The 15,873-nt window shown below is 66.5% G+C and carries 14 protein-coding genes and 1 tRNA gene; 9 read left to right on the forward strand and 6 right to left on the reverse strand.

What is annotated here, in order from left to right; all coding sequences use genetic code 11:
• The first annotated feature begins 901 nt into the window (after positions 1-901).
• Positions 902-1,954 carry an SDR family oxidoreductase gene (locus QH195_RS12310; protein ID WP_280435455.1) on the forward strand — a complete coding sequence of 351 codons (1,053 nt, stop codon included), beginning with the start codon at positions 902-904 and terminating at the stop codon, positions 1,952-1,954.
• A gap of 508 nt (positions 1,955-2,462) precedes the next feature.
• Here QH195_RS12310 and QH195_RS12315 read toward each other — a convergent pair.
• Positions 2,463-3,665, reverse strand: coding sequence for a helix-turn-helix transcriptional regulator (locus tag QH195_RS12315; protein ID WP_280421670.1), 1,203 nt, complete (start codon positions 3,663-3,665; stop codon positions 2,463-2,465).
• 180 nt (positions 3,666-3,845) lie between these two features.
• Between QH195_RS12315 and QH195_RS12320 the strand changes: the two genes are divergently transcribed.
• From QH195_RS12320 to QH195_RS12330, 3 genes are all read left to right on the forward strand, one after another.
• On the forward strand, positions 3,846-4,160 hold the full coding sequence (locus tag QH195_RS12320; RefSeq protein ID WP_280435456.1) for a hypothetical protein: 315 nt from the start codon (positions 3,846-3,848) through the stop codon (positions 4,158-4,160).
• 197 nt (positions 4,161-4,357) lie between these two features.
• Positions 4,358-4,537, forward strand: a complete 180-nt coding sequence (locus tag QH195_RS12325) for a hypothetical protein (RefSeq protein WP_280421668.1) — start codon at positions 4,358-4,360, stop codon at positions 4,535-4,537.
• Between the two features lie 187 nt (positions 4,538-4,724).
• A complete protein-coding gene (locus tag QH195_RS12330) occupies positions 4,725-5,042 on the forward strand; it encodes a DUF222 domain-containing protein (protein WP_280435457.1) in 318 nt (105 codons plus the stop codon).
• A 323-nt stretch (positions 5,043-5,365) separates the two neighbouring features.
• Here the strand turns inward: QH195_RS12330 and QH195_RS12335 are convergent, their stop codons facing one another.
• A complete protein-coding gene (locus tag QH195_RS12335) occupies positions 5,366-6,064 on the reverse strand; it encodes a TetR/AcrR family transcriptional regulator (protein WP_280435458.1) in 699 nt (232 codons plus the stop codon).
• 138 nt (positions 6,065-6,202) lie between these two features.
• Between QH195_RS12335 and QH195_RS12340 the strand changes: the two genes are divergently transcribed.
• Positions 6,203-6,721, forward strand: a complete 519-nt coding sequence (locus tag QH195_RS12340) for a hypothetical protein (RefSeq protein WP_280435459.1) — start codon at positions 6,203-6,205, stop codon at positions 6,719-6,721.
• Between the two features lie 130 nt (positions 6,722-6,851).
• Here QH195_RS12340 and QH195_RS12345 read toward each other — a convergent pair whose 3' ends face one another.
• Positions 6,852-7,718 (reverse strand): alpha/beta fold hydrolase, encoded by an 867-nt coding sequence (locus tag QH195_RS12345; protein ID WP_280435460.1) that lies wholly within the window; start codon positions 7,716-7,718, stop codon positions 6,852-6,854.
• Between the two features lie 184 nt (positions 7,719-7,902).
• Between QH195_RS12345 and QH195_RS12350 the strand changes: the two genes are divergently transcribed.
• Positions 7,903-8,535 carry a TetR/AcrR family transcriptional regulator gene (locus QH195_RS12350; RefSeq protein ID WP_280435461.1) on the forward strand — a complete coding sequence of 211 codons (633 nt, stop codon included), beginning with the start codon at positions 7,903-7,905 and terminating at the stop codon, positions 8,533-8,535.
• 278 nt (positions 8,536-8,813) lie between these two features.
• On the opposite strand, the gene QH195_RS12355 is transcribed toward QH195_RS12350, so the two are convergent.
• A tRNA-Arg gene (locus tag QH195_RS12355) sits at positions 8,814-8,886 on the reverse strand.
• Between the two features lie 79 nt (positions 8,887-8,965).
• Entirely contained in the window at positions 8,966-10,426 is a 1,461-nt protein-coding gene (locus QH195_RS12360; RefSeq protein WP_280435462.1) for a flavin-containing monooxygenase, read from the reverse strand.
• A 570-nt stretch (positions 10,427-10,996) separates the two neighbouring features.
• Here QH195_RS12360 and QH195_RS12365 point away from each other — a divergent pair.
• Positions 10,997-12,634, forward strand: a complete 1,638-nt coding sequence (locus QH195_RS12365; RefSeq protein WP_280421661.1) for a long-chain fatty acid--CoA ligase — start codon at positions 10,997-10,999, stop codon at positions 12,632-12,634.
• A gap of 51 nt (positions 12,635-12,685) precedes the next feature.
• On the opposite strand, the gene QH195_RS12370 is transcribed toward QH195_RS12365, so the two are convergent.
• Entirely contained in the window at positions 12,686-13,078 is a 393-nt protein-coding gene (locus QH195_RS12370) for an SCO5389 family protein (RefSeq protein ID WP_280421660.1), read from the reverse strand.
• A 586-nt stretch (positions 13,079-13,664) separates the two neighbouring features.
• On the opposite strand from QH195_RS12370, the gene QH195_RS12375 reads away from it, so the two are divergent.
• Positions 13,665-14,495: a M23 family metallopeptidase gene (locus QH195_RS12375; protein ID WP_280435463.1), complete on the forward strand. Its 831-nt coding sequence runs from the start codon at positions 13,665-13,667 to the stop codon at positions 14,493-14,495.
• A 74-nt stretch (positions 14,496-14,569) separates the two neighbouring features.
• Positions 14,570-15,553 (forward strand): LuxR C-terminal-related transcriptional regulator, encoded by a 984-nt coding sequence (locus tag QH195_RS12380; protein WP_280421658.1) that lies wholly within the window; start codon positions 14,570-14,572, stop codon positions 15,551-15,553.
• The last annotated feature ends 320 nt before the right edge of the window (positions 15,554-15,873 follow it).

Raw genomic sequence — 15,873 nt, forward strand, 5'->3', positions numbered from 1 at the left:
AACTACTAGTGGCCGGTTTATTTTTTGCCCACGGAGGGTAAACAGACTCGCCCCCAGTGCGTAGTATCTAGGCAACGCCCGGGTCGCCGGGTAAGAAGTGAGGCAGAATTCCGCCTCGAAGTGAATGACTGCGCCGGCCGGGTTGCCGCACGCTATCTGGTTCGGGTGGCACCGGGGCCGAACGGGCGCTGGTGGCGCCCATTCGAATCAAGGCGCGGGGCCATATCATTCACGGGCGAACCACCTTTGATTCAGTCTACTGAGCCGATCTCGAGGCCGGAGCCCGCTCGCATGGGCCGGTGTCGCGAGTCGCGCAACGGACGTCGTGCACTCGATCGACCCGCTGCTCGGCTCCGAGTAGGTCTCGAAGAGGTTTGAAGGTCTCCGGTTTCGGCGCCGGCGGGCTGTGCCGCCGTGATCTTCTGTCATTACTCGCGTAAGCAGCGTCGCTGTCCGGCGACGCCGATCGGCCGAGGGGCGAAGGCCGTGATCGGGACTCGCTTGCGGGCGGGGCGTTTCGAGGTTCGGCCGGCATAGATCTCGACAAGGTGCCCGCCAACGGCGATGGCGGTCGACATCGCCCGGTAGCCGAGTTCATCGAACAGCCCGAGCGCCGCGTCGGGTATCTGTGCCATGCGTTGTCTGCCGCGTTCTCGGCGGCGCCCGGATCACGCCTCCGGTGGCATCCTCCATCTCTCCGATTGACAAATACGAGAGATAGCTCGTATTTTGTATTTACGAGAACTTGCTCGTGTTTTGGGTGAGTAGGCACATCGGAATTCCCCGACGGCGACGAACGTGACTGTCGACGACACCGGCGGTGGCCGCAGGCGCCGACCGGCCCCGGCGATATCCGAAACCCATCCGCCGAGAGAACACCTACAAATTCAGGGAGTCATACATGACACACCGGGTACTGGTGACCGGCGCGACCGGATTCGTCGCCGGGCACTGCATCGCGGAACTGATCGAGCACGGGTACGACGTGCGTGCGACGGTCCGCGATATCGCCGCCACCGCCAGGCGGGCCCATCTGGAGAAACTGGCGGCCGATCGCGGTGGCAGCATCGAATTCGTGCAGGCCGACCTGGACAGCGACGATGGGTGGGATCCCGCGGTCACCGACTGCGCCTACGTCATACACACGGCCTCGCCGTTCCCCGACACCCCGCCGAAAGATCCCGATGAACTCGTTCGGCCCGCGGTCGACGGCACACTTCGGATTCTGCGCGCATGTGCGGCCTCCGATACGGTGCGGCGGGTCGTGATCACCTCGTCGATAGCCGCGGTGTCAGCGGGCCGCGAGCCGGGAGATCACACCGTTCGTACCGAACGGGACTGGTCGGTGCTCGATCGAAGCACCGCCTATCAGCAGAGCAAGACCCTCGCCGAACGAGCGGCCTGGGACTTCGTCGCAGGACTTCCGGCGGATAGGTCGCTCGAATTGGTCGTGATCAATCCCGGAATGGTGCTCGGTCCTGTTCAGCAGCCGGTGGTGGGAACGTCGGTCAACGCGATCGTCCGCCTGTTGCGCCGCGATATGCCGGGTTCGCCACGGCTCGGATTCGCACCCATCGATGTGCGCGATCTCGCCGCGGCACATCGGCTGGCGATGGAAAGTCCCGACGCGGTGGGCAACCGGTACATCTGCGCCGGAGACAACATCTGGATGGGCGGTATCGCGCAGATCTTGGCCGAGGAATACAACCGGAAGGGTTTCCGCGTACCCACCCGCACGATCCCCGATCGGCTGATCCGGATCATCGGATACTTCGACCCGTCGGTGCGGCTGATTCTGCCGTGGCTGGGACGTCACGAACGCGTCAGCTCGGACAAGGCCCGCCGGGAGTTGTCCTGGGAGATGCGGCCGGTGCGAGAGACGATTCTGGACACAGCCGCGAGTCTGATCCGCCACGGTATCGTTCCCGCGCCCTACGGCGCCTCGGCCCGGTGAGTTGAGGCCGGTATGTTGATCGCGACCGTTCTGGTCTCTGCTGTCGCCCTCTTTCGTCGTTTTCGCCGGCAGCCCACCGTGGCTCCCGGCCCGTCCGCGCGACCCGGTGGGCGGCGCGGCCTACGACTCGCGATGGTGGCCGTGGTGATTTTTCTGGCTGCCCCGGTGCTGATAGTGACCAGCGGTGTGGAGCTGCCGTGTCCGTCTGCCCAGGTTTCGGATACCCACGTAAGCGGTTCGTAGTGAACTCACCGACAAGCCAATCGGCCGGCAGTCGTTTCCCGCACCGAACGGCGCGGATGGCGCGGATGCTGTCGCCATGTCCGCAGCCTGACGGCAGCGGGTGACTGCTCCGGTCCAGTTGCCGCACAGGCTTTTGCCGGTGCGCAGCCGGGCCGGACCGCACTGAGGAGGCTCGGTCGGCGTCCGCCGCTGACGACGCCCAGCGCCCATCGAGCATCGGAACGCAGCTACCGCAGTCGTTTCCCGGACCGGACTCCGGAACCGCTTACGCCACTACGCCCACCCGTTGGGCCAACCTGCCCAGTTCCCCGGTGGTGAGGTCGCGGCGGGCCTGGCGCAACATCGCACCTACCAGCTCGCGCACCGGCGCCATTCCGCGCACATGTTGAGGTGCGGCATGCTCACCTCGCAGTAGGGCATGCAGTGCTGCCCGGTGATCGCGGCGCATCGCCTGCGCGCGACCCACCTCGATGAAGAACTGAGCGTGCCGGACTCCGGCCGGGAGTTCGTCCGGGTTCAGTGTCTCGGCGATGCGCAGCGCCTCCGTGGGTTCGCGCCGTTCGACTGCCGAACTCATCTGCCACAAGGCGACGTTGGCCGCGCCGAATGTTCGATTGCGGGCGGTGCTTCGGCCGCCGGGGGCATCGGGCAGCCGTGCTGCGATCTGCGCCGCTTCCTCGAGATGAGGTCGGGGATCACCACCGGCCAGTGTTTCGGCGAAGCCGGTCTGCAAGCGTGCCATCCCGACCATCTCCAGTTCGCCGAGCGTGCGCGCATCAGGGGTCAGCCGTTCGGCCGCGCGGCCGGCGATGGTCAGCGCTGCGGGCAGAGCACCGGGGCGCGCGGCGAGGATCTGAGATCGGAGGAAAGCCGCCGCAGCGACCGGTGCGAGCGAATCGGCGTGCCTTGCCGCCCGCTCGGACTCCTGTACGGCCGTCCAGGCCAACGCATCGTGCCCACGCTGTCGCAATGCCGACGCCACACCGTAAGCGGTGGTCGCCAGCAGATCCCATGCTTGCGCGCTGCCGCTTGCGGTGAGGCGATAGGCATCGGTCAATAGATCGGGCAGTAACGGTCCGAGTGTGGCGTAATCCCCGGCATGCCGTAACCGGGAGGCATGGTCGACGGCCACTGTCAGCTCATCGATGGTGCGTGGCGGGCGGGTGTCTGTGATATTGCCCTGTGTCCAGAGCGCTGTTTCGATGGCGGGTACGGACCGATGAAATGCACTGGTGGCCGGGTCTATTCGATCGTCACTGCCGGTCAGGTCTCCCAGTGTCACCCCGAGTGCACCGGCCAGTGCGAGCAACGTCCGGCGGGAGTCCACGGGGCGAAGCCCGGCTTCGTATTTCGCGATCACCGATCGGCTCATCCCCGCCCGATCCGCCAGGACCTGCTGGGAAATGCCGCGCCGGGCGCGGATCTGGCGGATTCGCTGCCCTATGTAGGTATCCGGTTCGTCGCTCATACCGCGCACCTGCGCTTCCCTGTCGAGTCAATACCTCGAGTGCATTGTTCCACTGGGGAACAAAGTGTGCTCGCGGCGCTGTGACGCTTGCCTCGGCCCCGCCGCCGGGTCGACCGTCGACGCCTCGGCAGGTCCCCGGCGGCGGGTGCATTCCACATTCACCACGTAGGCAGGGGAGCCATGATGCGGCAGCAAGGGGAGCCGATCGCGTTCGGATGGGTGGACGACGATGTGAGTCCTGCACCCGATTGGGATCGTGCGCAGGTGTCCCGGTTGGCGCGGCGTCTCGGTTACCGCCTGGTGTGGTCCGGTATCCGTTCGGTGCTGCCGGTGGCCGATCAGGTCCGCAATGCCGCGGCGGATGTGGTGATCACGCCGGCCCCGGAGCACCTGGGCCCGCTGGAATTGAACCGAGTTATGGACATCGCCGACGTGGAGACGGTGCTACCTCGCCTGTCCTTCGCCCGATGGTCGCCCGCGGGCACCGGCCGGTGATCGGGCTCGGCTGGCTGGTGGTGCTCGGCCTGCCGGTGATCGTGCTGGTGTGGGCGGTGTGCCGGCCGGACGACCGCAGCTGATCGGCAAGCGCCGATGGCAGCCTGCCGGCCGCGGATTCAGCGTGCAACAGCAGGTCGGAGCGCGATCTGCGCGGTGTCATTGCTACCTGGGCGCCACCGGCGGACACTGGAGGAATGGTGGACAGGGAGCAGCGCACACCGTTCTACGGGGTGGTACTGATTCTCGCGGCGCTGGGTGCGGCGATGGCGGTCAGCTACTACGGGCCGACATGGTTCCGCGTCACCGTCTACATCCTCGCGGTGCTGGTTTTCCTCGTCGGCGGCGTGATGACCTTCCGGGACTACTCGCACTGACGTCGCGAACACCGAACCCGCCGCTTCGCGCATGCTGTTGTATGCAGGAAGTGGCGCAGCCGAAGCCGCGACTACTGCTTCAGGAGAGCAGTTCGTGTCCGGGCTTATCTTTCGGCTGCCCGGACACGGTATATCCCCGAGTTGATTTATCGAACATATGTTCTAGTGATGGGGTACGCTCGGCGGCGTGAACACACATTCGACTGCATTGGCACCGCAGGCGCCGGCACGGAGCTGGTCGGAACTGGCCGATGTCGACTTGCTGCGCACTCTCGTCGAAACCGAGCGCCACCGGCGGCGACTGGGTGCGGCCATGGTCGCCGCGGTCGCCGAGGCCGAGCGCCGTGGTCTCGCTGGCGACACCGGCTACCGCGACACGGCAGAGCTGTTGAGTGATCTGCTGCGGATCAGTACCTCCGAGGCGCGCCGGCGAATCGAATGCGCCGCTCCGCGGGCTCGATCGCGTTCCAGGAAGCCGTGGAGGGCGTTGGCGGCGGTGAGTTGAGGGCTGTGCCCGGGTCGTAGCCGGACGACGCTGCCGTCCGTCACGGTCACCGTGACAGCCGTGTTCTCGCTCGGCAGCGTGCGTGGGCCGACGCCCGACATCTCCGCGAGCCGTTCCAGTGCGGCCAGCGAAAGGTTGGTAAGCGCGCGCTCCAACCGACTGCTGCCTACAGCGCGATCTCGCCGACTCCCCGGTGCTGCCGTCGTTGTTTTCGCGCGCAGTTCTATCGGAAACCCTGCTCGGCCGGCTCGGAACGCGGCGGAGGGGATGTTGGTGGGCGAGTGCCGGCGGTGAGGTCGGTGGCGCGATTCCAGGACTGGAGGTCACTCGGCCGGGGTGGGATTTCGTGCGGTGAGCCGCTCGGTAAGCCCGTCCAGCAGCGCGGTCAGACCGAACTCGAAGGCGCTGTCGGGTGCGGCGTTGTATTCGGTGGCTGCGGTCGCCCTTTCGATACGACGGCGCAACCTCGGATATCCCCGGGCGATCTCGGTTGCCTCGGACATGACTTGCGCGAGTTGGGTTTGCGCGCTGTCTCCGTTGCGGTTGAGGCGGCGATTGAGCGAGACGTTCGCTGCCTGTCCGACGGCGTTGCCGAGCACGAACATGAACACAGCTGCGGTGGCCTGATCAGCGCCGTCCTCGTCGAATCCGGCCTGTTCGAAGATGGCCAGCATCCGATCATCGTGGCGAGACTTGTTGGGACCATAGAGCAGATATCCCGATTGGGCCTGCACAACCCAGGGATGCCGGGTGATCATGGCGTACATGCCGGCGGCGACGGCCTCCGCGGCGCTGCGCCAGTCCGTGGTCCGGGGGTCCGGCAGCACGATCTCACCCCAGATCTCGTCGGTGGCCAGCCGTACCAGATTGTCCTTGTTCTCGACGTGCCAGTACATGGCAGTCGCCGCGGCGTCGAGGCGTTTGCCGAGACTGCGCATGTTGAGTCCGTCCAGCCCCTCTTCGTCGAGGAGTTCGATGGCGGTGCGGACGATCTGTTCCCTGGTCAGCGTGTCCCGCGGCATGCCGTCACTCTAGGCGCCGACCAGTGACTTTCACAAAGTTCAAGAATTTCTTGTACTTAGTTCAAGTTCGGGTTAGTGTTACTTGCACTTAGTTCAAGAGGTCGCCGAGCGAGCGGCCGGAGATCGAGGGAGATCCCGATGAACGCCGCCATCGCCGCCATCGAACTGACCGCCGCCGCAACCTTCGTGAGCATGCCGATCGTGCGCCACCGCTACGGGACCGCTGCCATGGTCGGCGCGGAAGCCGAACTGGCCCGCCAGGGCGTGCGCACCACCGCACTTCGCGAGAACGGTATGCGCTTCGATGCAAGCGGCCACGAGTGGTGGGCCCCGGGCGGCGTCGCGACACTGCTGGTTCTCATGGCCGGACTGAACCTGGCCGGTTTCGACTGGATGCGCCCGGTGAACTGGGTCGTAATGTCACTGCTGCTCCTGGGCAACAGCGTCATCGTCTACAGCAACCTGACCGCTGTGCAGTCCGTCCAGGCCGCCTTCCGGCGCAAGAACGATCCGGAGCTGGCCCGCATCGACGTCCCCACCCTGCTCGAGGTCGCCGAATCCGGCTTCCCGTCCTGGACCTGGACCCTCCAGAAGGCCCGCAACACCGCGGTTTTCACAGGCGCTGCCCTCGGCTTGTTCCTGCTGGGTATTGCCTGAGTCTGCGAAAGGTCGGCCGTGGCCTTCCCGGATGCCGGGGGTTCGGGCCTATTTCGGATTCGACGGCGCGGGTGACTGCGCGAGCCACGAATCCGGCCGATCGTCCTGTTCGGGGTTCGCTGTCGCGGTATCAGGTCGGCGCGTCCTTTCGCCGGAGGTGTTCGAGGACGAGGCTGCGGACAGGTTCGACGTCGGCCAGGAGGCCGTGCCCCGCATCGGGGAGAATCACCGTGTGCGCCCCGGCACGCCGCGCGACTTCCGCGGCCGCCTCCGAATCGTGCACCTGGCTCGCTCCCGCCAGAGCGACGAGGGTCGGGACCGGGAGGTGCGTCAGCCCGTCCGGCAGATGGGGATGAACGATCGGCGAGGCCGGGAAGTGCGCGGCTCCGTGAGCGAGCAGGTCGAGGTAGGCCTCCAGATGCGCCGGCCCGCTGCCGGGGGCGCCCGGTGCCAGCACGGCGCGGGCCTCCTCGAAAGTCGGGTGTGGGTTGCGGTTCCGGCCCAACTCCTCGAACTCGGGGCTGAGCCCGGCGAAGACCAGAGGTGGATCGAGCAGGACCAGGCGCCGCACCCGTTCGGGATGGGCGAGCGCGAACCGGAGCGCGAGGTGCCCGCCCAGGGACTGGCCGCACAGGTCTGCGGCGGGTAGCCCGAGCAGATCGAAAGTTTCCGCCAGCCAGTCCACGAGATCGTCCATGCTGGTCAAGGCAGCGCCGGTGTGTCGACTGCGGCCCGGCTCGCCTATGGTGTCCACGGCCCGCACGTGATGCTCCTCGGCCAGCGAACCGACTACCGGGTACCACATTCCGGACGTGCCACTGTATCCGTGGAGCAGGACCAGCGACGGCGCTGCGGTCGGGCCTGCGGACGTGACTCGTGTCGTTCCGTACCGACCCACAAGGTCTACCGTCTCGGCCTGTACCGGCCAATATGCCATCACCGCGTCGTAAGCCGCGAAATATGCTGTCTCCAGCTCAGCGGCGGCGAATGTGGTCATCGCGCACTCCTCAACTCGAATCGGCTGCGCTCGCCCGGGAAGCGGGCATGCCGCGCGGTGTCGGCCTCCGCCCGGCTCGGCCGGTAGCGGTTCCTCGGTGAGTGCTTCGACGTTTCTCGGCCGAGGGTCATTACTCACCACTCTTTTTCAAGTCAGCTGTATTATGTCAGATGTATGGAAACAAATGAAAGGGGTTCTCGTGCCGAAACAGGTCGACCACCGAGAACGCCGCGAAACCATCGCACGCGCACTGTGGCGAGTAGTGGAACAACAAGGCTGGACCCGGGCGACGATGCGTGAGATCGCCCGCGAGGCGGACGTCTCCCTCGGGCAGCTCCAGCACTATTTCACCTCCCGGACAGCGATGCTCGTATTCGCGATGGAGTTCGCTTCCGAACAGACCTCGCAGCGCGTCACCCGAAGCCTCGACCGACTCGGCTCATCTCCGCACCCGCGCGACGTACTGCGAGTGACGCTCATGGAGATGCTCCCCCTGCACCCGGACGCCCGCGCCACCAGCCGCATGAGCGCCGCCTACACCCTCGAGGCGTTACACGACCCAGAGCTACACGAACAGGCCCGCCTCGGACTACACGACGGCAGAGCACTGACCGAACGCCTGATCAGGCAAGCAATCACCGAAGGCCGCATCCCGCCGGATCGCGATCCGGTCATCGAGACAAACCTCCTGCTTGCGCTGACCGGCTTCACCCCGCTTCTCGACCTCGGCGTCATCGATCCCGACGCCGCGTCGGCCGCTATCGATTACTACCTCGACAGACTTTTCGACGGCACATCGCAACGTCCCGGCCGGTGAGGCAGGGACTGCGGGCGGGCAGCAGTCGGTGAGCTTGCCGACCCGGGGGAGGAATCGGGTTCAGTTGGCGGGAGCGGTGCCGCGCTCGGTGCCGCCCTGCGTCGGGCTCGTTCGCCGAAGGGCGCGCCGCGATCGAGGGCGTAGTGGTTGATCCCGACCGTGCCGGTGTGCACGCGGGCGGCCACCGACAGCGGCCGCTGCCGCGCAAGCCGGCCCCGAAGTCGGCGGTCGGGCATGGCCGTTTCCCACTGGACTGTGGAAACGTGGTCGCAGGTTTGTGCCCTCGGCAGGATTCGAACCTGCGACACCCGCTTTAGGAGAGCGGTGCTCTATCCCCTGAGCTACGAGGGCCGGGCCGGGGCCGGTGGGCAGCAGTCTACCGGGTGACCCGCTGTGGGGCCGCATCGTAGGTCGGGGCGGCCCGCGGGCGTCAGGATGCGACGGTGGTTTCGTAGTCGGCGGGGTCGAAGCGGCGGGTTTTCCAGCGGTAGAGGACCGTGGCGCCGGGCCAGTTGTTGGTGATGCGGCCCGAGGCGTTGCGGTACCAGCTGGAGCAGAAGTTCCAGGGGGTGTCTTTCAGCCGTTTCTGCAGCCAGTTGTCCCAGCGCTGTTCGGTCTCGACGCGGGCGGCCAGACCGCGGCCGGGGTGGTGGCGGAGGTATTCGACGGCTTGGCGGATGTAGCGGGCCTGGGATTCCAGCATGTAGACGATGGAGCCCGAGCCGACGTTCGTGTTCGGGCCGTACATCATGAACAGGTTGGGGAATTTCGGGACCGAGATGCCGAGGTAGGCGCGGGCGCCTTCGGCGGCCCAGGCGTCGGCGAGTTTGCGGCCGTCGGTGCCGTAGATGTTCATGGGGGCAAGGAATTCGGTGCCTTTGAAGCCGGTGCCGTAGACGATGACGTCGACTTCGTGATCGATACCGTCGGCGGTGCGTACACCTGTGGGGGTGATCTCGGTGATGGCGTTGGTCTCCACAGTGACGTTCGGCCGGCCGAGGGCGGGGAAGTAGTCGTTGGAGAACAGGGCTCGTTTACAGCCGGCGGCGTAGTCGGGGGTGAGTTTTTCGCGCAGGATCGGGTCGAGAATCTGCCTGGCGCGGTGGGCTTCGGCCACCTTCAGGACCGGGGCCTGGATGCCTTGCAGATCGGTGAGCGCCAGTGCCATCACTTCGAAGAACATCCACCAGCCGAAGCGTTCGGCCCAGCGGACAGGGGGTAGGTACTTGAATACGGCGTGGTGGCGGGCAGCGTATTCGGCGTCGGCCTTGGGCAGCACCCAGGCGGCGGAACGCTGGAACAGTGTGAGGTGTTCGGCGATCGGCTGGATGCGGGGAATGTACTGGATCGCACTGGCGCCGGTGCCGATACAGGCGACCCGTTTGCCGGTGAGGTCGACGGAATGGTCCCATTCGGCGGAGTGGAAGGCGGGACCGGTGAAGGTGTCGATGCCGGGGATGTTCGGCATGGCGGGGCGGGAGAGCTGGCCTACCGCGGAGATCAGCACATCGGCGGTGAGCAGGTCACCGTCGCCGGTGCGGACCTGCCATTGCGCGGCGGTTTCGTCGTATTCGGCGTCGCTGATCTCGGTGCCGAAGCGGATATAGCGTTCGAGATCGTATTTGCCGACGACGCGGCGCAGGTAGTCGTGGATATCGGGCTGCTCGGAGAAACGCCGGGGCCAATCGGAGCGTGGTTCGAAGGACCAGGAGTACAGGGGGCTCGGTACGTCGCAGGCCGCGCCGGGGTAGGTGTTCTCCCGCCAGACGCCGCCGAGGTCCTGGGCTCGTTCGACGATGGTGAAATCGTCTATCCCCGACCGCAGGAGTTCGAGTCCCATACCGAGCCCACCGAACCCGGCCCCGATGATGATGATCGACGGCGTTGTCATGGTTCAAGCGTAGGTCGGCGACCGGTCTCGTCGGAGGGGAACGAAGGTCAGTGAATCGATATTTCCGGCCAGAAATCCGGTCTCGGACGGTGCTGCGCGTGCATCTGTAAGTGATTCCGTATTTCTCTGCTGTGCTGGTTCGCGTCGCTCATAACAGGTGGTAGTGCGGTCGGGTCGGGGGTGGATTCATCCCATCGGTCGGTACACGAATGCGGGCCGTGTCTCGTTTGGATGTCGTTTCGTTATCTGACTTGGCAGCGGGCCGGATTCCCGGCTATCACAAGTGAGTGCTCGGCGGCGATGGCGCAATGCCGGTGGCCCGCAGGGGGCGTCGCGGGCATTGCGTCTCATCCCGTCACCCGGCCGCCGGCGCAGCGCTCCGGCACTCACCCGCTGACCAGCGCCGACGCTTATCCCGACCGGTTTTCGGCCTACCCTCCCCATGTCCGGCTACTCCACGGTAGTCTCCGGCGGTGTGATGTGAGTCATGCCCTCTTCTGTGTCTCACCGACCTGGGCCGGGCGCACATCGCAAGCCCTCCGCCACCCAGATCAGTAAGGGGTAGTTCCGATGTTGAGCACCATGATGGACGACCAGCTCTCGCTGGCGACGCTGCTGCGCTACGCGTCCACCTTCGTCGGCGATTCCACGGTGTCCACCTGGACCGGCGACGGGGTGCGCACCATGACCTATCGCGAGGTCGGTGCCGATTCGGCCCGCCTGGCCAACGCACTCACCGAGCTCGGTATCGGACGGGGCGACCGGGTCGGCACGTTCATGTGGAACAACAACGAGCATCTGGTCGCCTATATCGCCATTCCCGCGATGGGGTCGGTGCTGCACGCCCTCAACATCCGGCTCTCGCCCGAACAGCTGATCTATGTGGCCAACCATGCCGAGGATCAGGTGGTGCTGGTCGACGGCAGTCTGGTGCCGATGTTCGGGCAGTATCTGCCGCAGCTGAAAACGGTCCGGCACGTGATCGTGGTCAACGGGGATGTCGCGGCCGTGCCCGCGGTCGACGGCGTCACCGTGCACGACTACAGCGAACTTCTCGCGAAATACCCGGACACGTTCGATTTCCCGGTTGTCGACGAACGTACGGCGGCGGCGATGTGCTACACCTCCGGCACCACCGGCGACCCCAAGGGTGTGGTGTATTCGCATCGCTCCAACTGGCTGCACTCCATGCAGGCCACCACGCCCGCCGCCATGGGGTTGCGTATCGACGACACCGTGCTCGGCATCGTGCCGATGTTCCACGCCAACGCCTGGGGACTGCCCTACGCGGCCCTGATGACCGGCGCGAACGTATTGATGCCGGACCGCTTCCTCCAGCCGGGACCGTTGCTGGAGATGATGGCCGCGGTGAAACCGACCTTCGCCGCCGCAGTGCCGACCATCTGGGGCGGGGTGCTCGCCGCGCTGGCGGCGCAACCGCAGGACATCACCCATCTGCGTGCGGTGGTGGTGGGCGGTTCGGCCGCGCCGCCGTCGATGATGAAGGCGTTCGAGGAGAAGCACGGCGTGCGGGTGGTGCACGCCTGGGGGATGACCGAGACATCGCCGCTCGGCAGCCTGGCTCATCCGCCGCACGGGGTGAGTGAGGAGGAGGCCTGGACCTACCGGGTCACCCAGGGGCGCTTCCCGGCCGCTGTGCAGGCGCGGTTGGTCGGTGACGACGGGTCGGTGGTGCCCAATGACGGGAAATCCTTGGGGGAGCTGGAGGTACGCGGGCCGTGGATCACGGGCTCCTATTACTCGCCCGACGGAGCGGCCGTCGACCCGGGCAAATTCGATGACGGCTGGCTGCGCACCGGCGACGTCGGCAAGATCACCCCGAACGGCTATCTGACGTTGGTGGATCGATCCAAGGACGTGATCAAGTCCGGTGGTGAGTGGATCTCCTCGGTGGACCTGGAGAACGCGGTGATGGGTCATCCCGCCGTGGCGGAGGCGGCCGTTATCGGTATTCCGGACGAGAAATGGGATGAGCGGCCGCTGGCGGCGATCGTGGTGGCCGAAGGTGCCTCGGTGCAGCCGGAGGAACTGCGTGAGTTCCTGTCGGCACGTTTCGCGAAATGGCAACTGCCCGAGTACTGGACCTTCATCGAGGAGGTTCCCAAGACCAGCGTGGGCAAATTCGACAAGAAGCGGCTGCGGGCGCGGTACGCCGACGGGGAACTGGATGTGACCACGGTGCGCTGAGCACCGGGAAAAGCGGTCCCCGGCGCGAAACCGCGCCGGGGACCGTTGTTCTCAGCAGTTGCGCAGTTCCGGGCTCTGGTTGAGCAACTGGTTGCGCGGGCTGATGAACCGGTTGTACGTATCACCGCCGACGGCCGCGAGCGGGAACGCCGCGACGCGATGGCAGTTCTGAAACGCCAGTTTCACGCCGAAATGCCGTTCCAGCCCGCCCCGGATGGCATCGGAGGCCAGGGCGCGCAGCAGCTGGCCACGTGCGGTCTCGTCCGGCGGGGCCACTTCGTTGTCGGCGAATTCCACGGTGCCGGTTTGCAGTTCATCGGCGACGCGGCTGACGACCTCCCAGGCGTAGGGCAGTGAGGTGCGGACGCACTCCACGAATTCGGCGTCGGTGACATCGCCGCTTTCGGCGCGTTCCAGCAGGGCGGTGGGGACATCTAAGGACACGGCGACCTCCTGAGGTCAACTGGTCTGTGCGACAGGTGATGCGGAAACCCGCGGCAGATCTGCCGGGCCGAGTCTAATCGAAATCGGTTGTCAATAACAGTGGATTGTGGATGAAAGGTGTTCGGTGGTGGCCGTTTTGGCGCACCGTCGAGGTGCTGAATGCCTGGTGGGGCGCGGTTGCTGCCGGATCCGATCGGATGCGCAAGGGCAATCGGTCGGGTCGGACCGGTGTCCGGATGTTCAGGGGGCTGCGCATCGCGACCGGGATGCCGGATTCGGCCGGAACCGGCGTACTCCGCGCCGGGCTCGTCGTCCGAGGAGGGGGAATCGGGCCTGCGAGATAACGGGGATTTCGCACGATCGTGACCGTTTCACTCTGGAGTTTCAGGCGGCTTACCAGCGCTTTTGCTGGCAAGGTTGCGATATGGTCACGGGGCGGTAGAGTTACCGTCACAACGGATGCCTAAACGTTACGTTTACCGGGCTCGAGTCTGGGTCCGCACGCGGGGCGTTCGTGAACATGTTGACCGGATAGCGAGGACGGACATTGGCGCACCATCGATCAGGCACCGGTTCCATCACCGTTATGAGCCTCATCGGCGACGAGGTCCGCGTGCGGCCGCATCGTCACCGGGCCGAAGCCACCGCCGTCGAGAAGGTCCGGGCGGCCGCCGGGGCCGCGGTCGCGGCGGGTGCGATCATCGGTACCGCCTCGCAGGTCGCGCCGGCACTGGCCTACGCCGCTCCGCTGCTCCCGGGTGGCGGTGAAAGGGAGGCCGCCGAGGCGGAGCCCGCGCCCCCGGTCGCCGAGGAGATCGCCCGGCCCGCCGAGCAGCAGGCCGCTGCGGCGCCCGTCGCAGCGCCGGCTCCGGCGCCCGTGCAGGCCGCCGAGATCGCGGCACCGGCTCCCGTCGCCGCGCCATTCGGGTTGAGCAACCTGCCGCCCGAGGTCGCCGCGCCGCTGGCCCATGCCGAACAGACCCTCGAGCAGCTGCACCAGCAGTTCGCTCCCGCACAGGTCGTGCGTCCGGTGGCAGGGGTGGTGAGTTCCAGCTACGGCAGTCGCTGGGGTGCCATGCATTACGGCATCGATTTCGCCGACGCCCTGGGCGCGCCGATCAAATCGGTCGCCGACGGCACGGTGATCGAGGCCGGGCCGGCCTCCGGCTTCGGTATGTGGGTCCGCGTCCTGCACGACGACGGCACCACCGGCGTCTACGGCCACGTGAACGATATCTATGTCGCACAGGGGCAGCGGGTGAAGGCGGGCGATGTGATCGCCACCGTCGGCAACCGCGGCCAATCCACCGGTCCGCATCTGCACCTCGAGATCTGGGACCAGGGTGGGAACAAAATCGATCCGATGAGCTGGATGGCTTCCAAGGGGGTGCCACTGGAGTGGGGACCCTCGCACTGAGTTCCTCGAACTCCCTCGACCGTCCGATCCTTTCCGGCCCCCCAGGGCTGCAAGGAGACCTACGAACCTCCGGCGTGACCGAACTGGCCGAAATCTTCGAACCCGACTCGATCCACGGGCGCGTCTACGCCACCCTGGTGCAGCGGCCGCGGTCCGGTGTCGCCGATATCGCCCGGCATACCGGTCTGTCCGAGTCCGCCGTCGAAACGGCTCTGGACGAACTGTCCGAGCTGCGCGCGGTTCTCCGGGTGGTCGATACCGACGGCACCCCGCGCTGGGACGCCCACGCCCCGGAATCGCTGTCGGAGGCCGAAGCCCGCCGCCGGCGGCAGCAGATCAGCACCATGCACGCGGCCGCGGCCCGGCTCAGCGAAACCTTCCGGTCGGTGCGGCGCGCCCAGGGCTGGAACGGTGCGGTGGTACCCGTCTTCGAACGGGCCGAATTGCTGGCGGATTTCGAGGCGCTGCACGCCAACGCGGGATACAGCGTGAAAATGGTGGAGCGCAGCCCGCACCTCAGCGATGCCGAACGCGACACCCGGATCGCCGATCTCAAACAGGCCCGGATGGCCGAAGGCGTCCGGTACCGGATCCTCTACCAGGACACGATCTATCAGGATGCGGACCGGCTGCGGCATACGCTGGCCACCAACGCCCGCGGGGCGCAGGCCCGCACCCTGCCCGACCCGCCCTTCAAGCTCATCGTCGCCGACGACGAGCGCGCCAGTCTCGTCCTGCACGCCGACGAACGCCGGCCCGATCCGATGGCATTGCGGATCAGCGGGTCACCGTTGCTGGATCTGCTGGTGCGCAGTTTCGATGTGCTGTGGACGCTGTCCGCGCCCATCTCTGTGCAGCCGGCCGCCGACGAACTCGACGAACGCGACCGGGCCATTCTCACGATGATGAGCATGGGTGCGACCGACGATACGATCGCGCGCCGGCTCGGGATGTCGCGGCGCACGGTGGTCCGCCGGACCGCCCGGCTGCTCGAACGGCTGGGTGCAAGTACCCGGTTCCAGGCCGGGGTGCAGGCGATTCGCCGCGGCTGGCTGTGAACTGATCGCAAGACGGATTCGGCCGATATGATGGCCGCACCGCGCTCGCCCCGGGCACACCGTTTCTCCGCCGTACGGGCACGCGGGGGCCGGATCCTGGTTCGATGCGAGAGGGTGAATGCACTCGAATGGAAACTGCCCGTCGTTCTTCTCGTGGCAGTCGCCGGCGTCGTGCGGGCACCCCTCCTCTCGGCCAGTTGCTGACCGCGGCGGTGGAATACGCCCCGGACGAGGTGGCGATACGCTACAAACCCCCCGGGGCGCCCGCCCATCAGCGGGGGCTGACGTATCGGGGACTAGACGACCAGTCCTCGCAGGTT

It is taken from the genome of Nocardia carnea (assembly GCF_029868855.1).
GTDB lineage: Bacteria > Actinomycetota > Actinomycetes > Mycobacteriales > Mycobacteriaceae > Nocardia > Nocardia carnea_A.

Coding starts and splice junctions, on each gene's coding strand:
- QH195_RS12310 (WP_280435455.1), top strand. CDS start 902: ATGACACACCGGGTACTGGTGACCGGCGCGACCGGATTCGTCGCCGGG.
- QH195_RS12315 (WP_280421670.1), bottom strand. CDS start 3,665: ATGAGCGACGAACCGGATACCTACATAGGGCAGCGAATCCGCCAGATC.
- QH195_RS12320 (WP_280435456.1), top strand. CDS start 3,846: ATGATGCGGCAGCAAGGGGAGCCGATCGCGTTCGGATGGGTGGACGAC.
- QH195_RS12325 (WP_280421668.1), top strand. CDS start 4,358: ATGGTGGACAGGGAGCAGCGCACACCGTTCTACGGGGTGGTACTGATT.
- QH195_RS12335 (WP_280435458.1), bottom strand. CDS start 6,064: ATGCCGCGGGACACGCTGACCAGGGAACAGATCGTCCGCACCGCCATC.
- QH195_RS12340 (WP_280435459.1), top strand. CDS start 6,203: ATGAACGCCGCCATCGCCGCCATCGAACTGACCGCCGCCGCAACCTTC.
- QH195_RS12345 (WP_280435460.1), bottom strand. CDS start 7,718: ATGACCACATTCGCCGCCGCTGAGCTGGAGACAGCATATTTCGCGGCT.
- QH195_RS12350 (WP_280435461.1), top strand. CDS start 7,903: ATGAAAGGGGTTCTCGTGCCGAAACAGGTCGACCACCGAGAACGCCGC.
- QH195_RS12360 (WP_280435462.1), bottom strand. CDS start 10,426: ATGACAACGCCGTCGATCATCATCATCGGGGCCGGGTTCGGTGGGCTC.
- QH195_RS12365 (WP_280421661.1), top strand. CDS start 10,997: ATGTTGAGCACCATGATGGACGACCAGCTCTCGCTGGCGACGCTGCTG.
- QH195_RS12375 (WP_280435463.1), top strand. CDS start 13,665: ATGAGCCTCATCGGCGACGAGGTCCGCGTGCGGCCGCATCGTCACCGG.